We start from the raw sequence: 2652 nt of genomic DNA, 5'->3' as shown, positions 1-2652 counted from the left end.
GCCCCCGACCACACCGGTCGGGGGCCGCTCGCGTATCCGGCGTCGTCCGAGAGTGAAGGTCGGGGGTGCGCCGGGGGCGGGCGGCCTGGCACCGCTCACCCGGGTGGCGTCGTACGCGCCCACCGCACCGGACGAGGCAGATCCCGGCACAGAACGGTGCGGATCGGTGCGGCCGTGCCGGCATAGATCGACGTCCTGTCCGCGTCCTTGCTTGGTGACATGGCGAGGAGGACGGGTGGATCCAGGATTTGAGGCGGACTTCCGGGAGTTCGTCATCGATCGGTCGGGAGCGCTGTTCCGTACCGCGTACCTGCTGACCGGTGACCGGCACGCCGCCGAGGACCTGGTGCAGTCGGCACTGGCGAAGACGGCGGCGAGGTGGCGCGCGCTTCGCGACCCGGCGGCCATCGAGGGTTACGTCCGCCGCGTCATGTACCACGAGCAGGTGAGCTGGTGGCGACGCCGTTCCCGCGTCGTGGAGTTGTCCACCGGCTGGCTGCCCGACCAGGCCGGCGAGGGGCACGCCGAGATCGTGGACCTGCGCCTGGTGATGCGCGCGGCTCTCGCCCGGCTGACCCCCCGGCAGCGGACCATGCTCGTACTGCGCTACTTCGAGGACCTGTCCGAGACCGAGATCGCGCGGCTGCTCGGTGTCAGGGTGGGGTCGGTGCGCAGCCAGATCTACCGGTCGTTGGAGCGCTTGAGGAAGGCCGCCCCCGAACTGAGCACCGTAAGGGAGTTGCGATGAACATCGAGGATCTGGTGCGCGAGACCCTCTCCGACATGGCCGGCCAGGAGCAACCGCCGCCACCGAGCCGATTCCTCCGGGCCGCCGGGGGCCGGCCCCGCCGTCGTGGCCTCGCCCTGGCGGCGGCCTCGGCCGTCACCGTGCTGGCGCTCGGGTCCACGCTCGTGGTCGGGGGGCTGTCCTCCCGGGTGGCGGAGGCCCCCACCGGGCAGGGCACCGGCGAGGTGGCCGCGAAGAGCGTCATCGTGCAAGAGGGGCTGCGGCTCTCGCAGATCCTGGAGCGGCTGTCGAGCGCCACCGGCAGGCCGGTGGCGGAGTTCAGGCGGGCCGCCGCCGACGGCGAAGCGCTCGGCCTGCCGGCCTATGCCAAGGGCGCGCTGGAAGGGTTCGCCTTCCCCGGGACCTATCAGGTCTCGCCCGCGTCGAGCCCGCAGGAGATCCTCGCCGCGATGGTGGCGCGCTTCGCCCGCGCCGCCGAGGACGCCAGGCTGGTGGAGGGCGCCAGGCGTGTCGGCCGTACGCCACTGGAGATCCTGACCATCGCCAGCATCGTCCAGGCCGAGTCGGCCGGCAGGCGGGACATGCCCAAGATCGCGCGGGTCATCCACAACCGGCTCGATCGCACCCCCGAGATGAGGCTGCAACTGGACAGCACGGTCATGTACGGCCTGAACAAGTTCGGCACCGATGCCTCGATCAAGGATCTCCGCAGCACGTCGCGGTACAACACCTACGTGCGCCCCGGCCTGCCGCCCGGCCCCATCGGCAGCCCGGGCGCCGATGCCATCGAGGCCGCGCTGAGACCGGCGGCCGGCCCCTGGCTGTTCTTCGTGGTGACCGACCCGGAGAGGGGCGTCACCAAGTTCGCGGCCTCCGAGCGCGAGTTCTTCAAGCTGGTCAGGGAACGCGAGAAGCACGGGTGATCGTGCCAAGCGACACGAGAGTGTCAGTAGATGCGTCATGAGAGTGTCAGTGCGCGGGCGTTTGGTTCGTCGTCCCCGAACTCACCCGGGCCATGCTGTATCGGCACTTCGACTCCAAGGTCGACTTGTACCGGGCGGTGCTGGACCGCGCGTGCGTCCGCCTGGCTGAGGCCACCGGCGCCGACGACTTCGACGATGACGCCATCCCCGCACTGCTGCGCGCCGCCGCTGCTGACCCCGACGGGTTCTGGCTGCTGTTTCGCTACACGGGGTGCCTACACCGGCGCGTTCCGAACCGGCGACATCGTGCACCTGTCGGGCAAACTCGTCCACACCCAAGACGCCCACCGCAGCGGATTCGGCATCGAGCTCACCCCATGGAGCGTGACCGAGTCCTACCCGGCCACCCTCACCGGATAAGGGGCAGGGCGATTGCCGCCGACAAGTGACGCGACACCCCATGCGAGGGATCGGTCTGTGGCCTCTACCTGACTTGATGCCTTGACCCGTCCTGGCTGATCGGGCCGGATTCGGCATCTTTTTTCCAATCAGCTTGACCCCTTGAGGGAGTAACACCCACTATCCGGAACGCGGAGAATCGCAGCGTCCAGGCCTGCGAGAGAGCGTTGGAGGTGAGCGAGCCGATGCCCTGGACCCTGCTCTCAGCGGAGAGGAGGTGAGAAACAAGGTGAGCGTTTCAGAGCCCGATTCCAGCGGCGATGCCTCAGGTTCTCCCCAAGGCGTCGTGGCGGAAGTGGCACGGACGGTCCGGGAAGCATTGGACAGCTGGCCCCGGACCGCCCGCTTGTGCGTCCTGCTGACAGTTGTCGCTGCAGCAGCCGCGTTGCTCAGATACTTCAACTGAGCGGCGGCGAATCGTCTTCGCCTATCGCAGGGTAAGACTCTCGGGAAGAACCTGCCAGGTTCCAGGACCTGGTCGGCGCCGGGCTCGGGGACGGCCACCTCGTCCAGCACGAAGTC

The 2652-nt window shown here is 69.0% G+C and carries 3 protein-coding genes; all 3 read left to right on the top strand.

Annotated features, from left to right (window positions below; all coding sequences use genetic code 11):
- Positions 1-235 precede the first annotated feature (235 nt).
- Entirely contained in the window at positions 236-748 is a 513-nt protein-coding gene (locus ABZ260_RS49635; RefSeq protein ID WP_355632556.1) for a SigE family RNA polymerase sigma factor, read from the top strand.
- Positions 745-1671 carry an endolytic transglycosylase MltG gene (gene mltG / locus ABZ260_RS49630; protein ID WP_355632553.1) on the top strand — a complete coding sequence of 309 codons (927 nt, stop codon included), beginning with the start codon at positions 745-747 and terminating at the stop codon, positions 1669-1671. The genes ABZ260_RS49635 and mltG overlap by 4 nt, the downstream gene beginning before the upstream one ends.
- A gap of 195 nt (positions 1672-1866) precedes the next feature.
- Complete coding sequence (locus ABZ260_RS49625; RefSeq protein WP_355632550.1) at positions 1867-2091, top strand: hypothetical protein; 225 nt, start codon at positions 1867-1869, stop codon at positions 2089-2091.
- Positions 2092-2652: the final 561 nt, after the last annotated feature.

It is taken from the genome of Streptosporangium sp. NPDC006013 (assembly GCF_040614275.1).
Classification (GTDB): domain Bacteria; phylum Actinomycetota; class Actinomycetes; order Streptosporangiales; family Streptosporangiaceae; genus Streptosporangium.
This window is presented reverse-complemented; position numbering and strand designations above follow the sequence as displayed.